At 60.6% G+C, this 4664-nt stretch carries 3 protein-coding genes; 2 read left to right on the top strand and 1 reads right to left on the bottom strand.

The genetic code is table 11. The features are described from left to right. Positions 1-676 precede the first annotated feature (676 nt). Together QOC89_RS23825 and QOC89_RS23820 are read left to right on the top strand one after the other, a co-directional pair. Complete coding sequence (locus QOC89_RS23825) at positions 677-1867, top strand: acyltransferase (protein WP_323047266.1); 1191 nt, start codon at positions 677-679, stop codon at positions 1865-1867. 166 nt (positions 1868-2033) lie between these two features. Continuing rightward, entirely contained in the window at positions 2034-2273 is a 240-nt protein-coding gene (locus QOC89_RS23820) for a hypothetical protein (protein WP_323047265.1), read from the top strand. A 41-nt stretch (positions 2274-2314) separates the two neighbouring features. Here the strand turns inward: QOC89_RS23820 and QOC89_RS23815 are convergent, their stop codons facing one another. Beyond that, a complete protein-coding gene (locus QOC89_RS23815; protein WP_323047264.1) occupies positions 2315-4219 on the bottom strand; it encodes an AAA family ATPase in 1905 nt (634 codons plus the stop codon). Positions 4220-4664: the final 445 nt, after the last annotated feature.

Raw genomic sequence — 4664 nt, 5'->3', positions numbered from 1 at the left:
CTTCGTCGGCGAGGCCTTGCAGCGTGATGAGCTTGCCGCCGGCCCACGCCAGCTTGTACGGCAACGACAAGCCGTCACGCATCGTCAGCACGGTGGCAAGTTGGAGATGACCCATGCATCTGATACGCCGTGACAAGCGGTTGTGTACCGCCGTTTCCGGTAGGAACTGCATGAGAATAAAACGTTTCCCCCGATGCCGTGTACCTCCTCAACACGCGCTGACAACTGCCCTCTAGATGCATGCGCAGTGGCAGCAATCTGAAACTCAGATGTCGGCGTGCGGTAATACTGATTCGTCGCGTCTGTTCTTGCGCGGCAAAATATGCGGCAAATTTTGCGGCTTTTAATGGATCAAAAGCGGGCACGTCGGTAAGGGGCACGGAAAAAAATCATCAATTCCCCCACGCGATTTTTTTCGCTTTTTTTCATCGTAGGATGGATTCGTGCACGACCGTCGGGCATCACGCATTTCGCGCGATGCCACCTGTCGACCACGGCCACTCATGTGGACCGGACACGCTGCCCGGCTGATCTTCGCCGGGTTGGCCTGCCGAGCGTCCTGACGACGCTTTCCATTTGCGCGGCTGACGTTGCCGTCGCCAATGTGCTCCGGTCCTTCCACTATCGCCTTGAACGCGGCACCTTGCGCGCCGCCTTCGCATGGGAAGACGACCACATGAACAACAGGATTGCCGGCTTCGACGGATTGCGAGCGATTGCAGTCCTGATGGTCTTTTTTCAGCACCGTCTATTCGGCGACATTGGCGAGATCGGCCACCTCGGCGTATGGATCTTTTTCGCGCTGAGCGGGTTCCTGATCATCGGCATTCTGTCCGCGCAACGCGGGCGCATCGAAACGAACCGCAGCCGGTTCGGCGCTGAACTGAAGCGCTTTCTGTTTCGGCGTACGTTGCGCATCTTTCCGATCTACTACCTGATGCTGGTGGTGATGTGCGTGCTGATGGCGTTCGGCATGGCGAGTCCCGAACTGGCGAGCGGCATGCCGTTTCATTTCGCTTATCTGTCGAACTTCTGGATCGGCTCCGTGCTGCACTCCTGGCCGGGGCGTTATTCGCATCTCTGGAGTCTCGCGATCGAAGAGCAGTTCTATCTCGTGTTTGCGCCGATATTGCTGGTGGTTGCGGTGCGGCGTCATCGCACGGTCTGCCTGGCGATCGTCGCCGTGGGACTGGTTTCGTTGCTGGCGATGCGCGCGGCACACTGGCAGGACATCACGATCTATACGCATCCGCTGACCAACTTCTGGCTGCTGGCGTTGGGCGGCCTTGGCGGCTTGATGATCGCCGGCAAAGAGAGCCGTTTGCGCGTCGTGCTCGGGCACGGCATGACGCTGTTCGTTTTGAGTGTTTGCCTGGTGGGGTTTTGCGCCACTGAACCGGTGTGGAGTCAGTTGAACGACTCACTCGCCTTCACGACGGTCAGCGCCTTGTATGGCATCTCTATCGCGGCGCTGGTGTGTTCGATTGCGTGTTGCCGGAATGTGGCAGTGATCGGCCTGCTTGAAACCGGCTGGCTGGTGAACTTTGGGCGCATCAGTTACGGCTTTTATCTCTATCACAATCTGATTCCGGACCTGACCCGCAACCATCACGCCACGGCGTTCTTCGGCGGGACCGTGCCGATGTGGGCACATGTCGCCGGGATTGTCGCGTCCTTCCTGATTTCGCTGACGATGGCCGTGCTGTCCTGGCGGCTGATCGAAGCACCGATCCTTCGCCTGAAGACACGGCGCACGCCGGCGGCGGCGGACAGCGCGAATCCAGTGGCTGCGCAAACGCCGGCCATGTCCGCCGCCAGCACCAGGCGTGCACCGAGAAATGAAGGCGCGACCTCAGATGCCGCTTAAGGCGCTTAATGCAGCCGGCTCTTACGTTCGCGCAGATGGTTTGGAAATCCGGGGTTTTGTAAGGTCTGGCACCCCGCGTGCCGGTGAATTCGGGTGGTGGAACGCGCATTGCTGATCATGGCCGACAGCAACCAATAGCAACGCACCGGAAGCCATGGAGGCAACTATGCCCAATTCCCCAAGCGAGCCGGAAAACAAGCCGGAAGAAGATCCCGGCAGCCCACCCACCGAGGTCTCGAAGCCGATTGGCGACGCCATTCCCACGCCTGTCGAACCGGGTCTCGATCAACCGTTGCCGCACAAGGGTGAAGCACCGCTGCCCGCGAAGAAGGCGGACGACGAACCTTTGGGGGAAACCGAGACCCCACCCGGTGTTCCGCCCCCCGGCCCGTCGGACTTCGCATAGCGTCGGCGAGGCGCTGATCAGCGCCTCGCGCGCAAAGCGGATCAAGCCGCAGCGGGCTCGTGGACGATCTTCAGCGCGCTTTTGTGCTCCTTGATCAATCGGTAGACGGTTTCGCCAGGCACCGTTTCCCGTTCGAGCAGTTCATCGGCGATCGCACGCAGCACGGGCTCATACGCATGCAGCAGCCCGTAGCACAGTTCGTTGAGTTCCTTGAGCAGCACGTTGGCGTGCTCGATGGCGCTCTTCATTTGCAGGCCCGCGTACTGCGACGGCAGCGCCGCGAGGCTGAACAGATCGCCGTCGCGATTGAAACCGAACTTCGACACCATGTCGAGGCTGATGCGCGAGGCTTCCTGCAGATCCGACGCAGCGCCGCTCGATGCTTCGGAGAACGTGAGAATTTCGGCGTTACGACCGCCGAGCAAGACCTGAATTTCGTTGCGAATTTCGGTTTCGCGGTACAGGTGCTTGTCTTGCGCCTTGGTGATGAGCGCGACACCCAACGCGCCGCCGCGCGGCAGAATGGTGACCTCTTCCAGCACGCCGGTGCCGAGCACCGCGGCCACGAGACCGTGTCCCGCTTCGTGCACCGCGATGCGCGTGCGTTCGTCCTCGCTCAGTGCCCGCTCGGCGCCGCTCACGTCGCCGATGCGGGCGATCTTGATCGCCTCCATGAAATGCTTCGCGGCGATTTCCGTCTCGCCGGCTTTGCGCGCCACCAGCCCCGCCTGATTCACGACCATCGCGACCGTGGCCGGCGAAAGACCCGTGGTCAGGCGAGCGAGTTGGTCATAGTCGATGTCGGTGGCCTTCGACTTCAGCTTCTCCGCATAGAAGCGGAAAATTTTGGCGCGGTCTTCGCGGTCCGGCAAGCGGACCTGCACCGTGCGATCGAACCGGCCCGGGCGGCGCAACGCCTCGTCCAGATTGTCGGGATGGTTGGTGGCCGCGACGATGATGACGCCTTCATTCGACGCGAAACCGTCCATTTCAGCGAGCAACTGGTTGATGATGCGATTGCTCTCGGCTTCGACGGGGCCACCGCCGGTATCCGTGCGTTTGGCGAGGCCGTCGGCTTCGTCGATGAAGATGACCGTGGGCGCATTCTTGCGCGCGAGTTCGAACAGGTGCTTGACCTTCTGGATGCCGACGCCGTAGTACTTCGCACTGAAATAACTACCCGTGATCGAAATGAAGTTCGCGCCGCATTCGCCGGCCAATGCCTGGGCGAGCCGCGTCTTGCCGACGCCGGGGCCGCCGACCATCAGAATGCCGCACGGCGCGCGCACGCCCATCGAGGAAAATTGCTTCGGATTGGACAGATAGCCGCGAATGTCCGCGAGTGCCGCCTTTGCTTCACCGGCGCCGATCACGTCGTCGAAACACAGCGTGGGTGCCTTGTTGAGCAGCGACGCGCCGCCTCTCATCTCGCGGCGCATGAACCACACCATGCCGCCGATCAGCAACAGCGGCAGCAGCAGGCTGATCACGTCGCGCACCTGGCCGAACAGCGGAACCCAACGCGACGCGCCAGTGCGGATGTCCGCATCGGGCAGCCATACGAGCTGATAGGGTGTGGCCTCTCCCGCTTTGGGCTCGCCGAGCAGCAGCGCATGCGAGAACGTTGCGTTATGGTCGGTGACGAAGTATTTCGCGCCGTCGCGCTTCGACACCAGAATCGCGTTGGGGCTCACGCCGATCGCGGCCACGTTGGCATCGTCAATATCACGCAGCATTTGCGACGCGTCTTTCTCGTCGCGCGCCCACGCCGAGGGATCGTGGCGCATCTGACTTGCGATGCCGGTAAGCGCCGGCGTGGTCTGCGCGCCGCGCTGCTGGTACTGCCAGACGCTCAATGCGAGCAATAGCGCGATGAGTGCGGCGCCGACACCAGAAGCAATCTTGCGTGCACGTCTTTTCCCAAGCGAGTTCTTTCCCGGCTTCATGAGTCACTTCCAAAAGCGGGCCAAAGGGTGGCCCTGAGTACTGGTCAAAATCAGGTGGCAGAGGCTGCTGGGAGGGAATCGGCTGATGCGACACCATGCCTGCAAGGAAAGAAGGACACCCAACCATACGTCCCTTTAACAGCTCTGACACCAGCCAGTATGCCGGTCGGCCGCTCTTTCCAGATTGCAGAAAAGGCCCATTTCTACCGTCTATCCGGCGGTTTGCAGCGTCGGATTTGAGGGAGCGATCCATCGCTTTTAAAACAATGGGCCGCTACTCCGGGCACAGTTTATCAGCCCTATATTCAACGCGTATTCTGCATACGTGCAATTCACCGAGCCCTATTTAAAAGCGGTCAAAATTGCAGCAAAAACGCGGAATTAGACGACGTTCATCCAGGCGCGCTGGTGGCGATCAGTTGTATATGAATTATGACAAAGGGGA

This window comes from Paraburkholderia sp. (assembly GCF_034668105.1).
In the GTDB taxonomy this organism is placed as follows: domain Bacteria; phylum Pseudomonadota; class Gammaproteobacteria; order Burkholderiales; family Burkholderiaceae; genus Paraburkholderia.
The sequence above is the reverse complement of the archived record's forward strand: the minus strand, read 5'-3'. Positions and strand labels throughout refer to the sequence as shown.

Bases quoted from the DNA above. Each gene is read 5' to 3' on its own strand.
- QOC89_RS23825 (WP_323047266.1), top strand. From the start codon at position 677: ATGAACAACAGGATTGCCGGCTTCGACGGATTGCGAGCGATTGCAGTC.
- QOC89_RS23815 (WP_323047264.1), bottom strand. From the start codon at position 4,219: ATGAAGCCGGGAAAGAACTCGCTTGGGAAAAGACGTGCACGCAAGATT.
- QOC89_RS23820 (WP_323047265.1), top strand. From the start codon at position 2,034: ATGCCCAATTCCCCAAGCGAGCCGGAAAACAAGCCGGAAGAAGATCCC.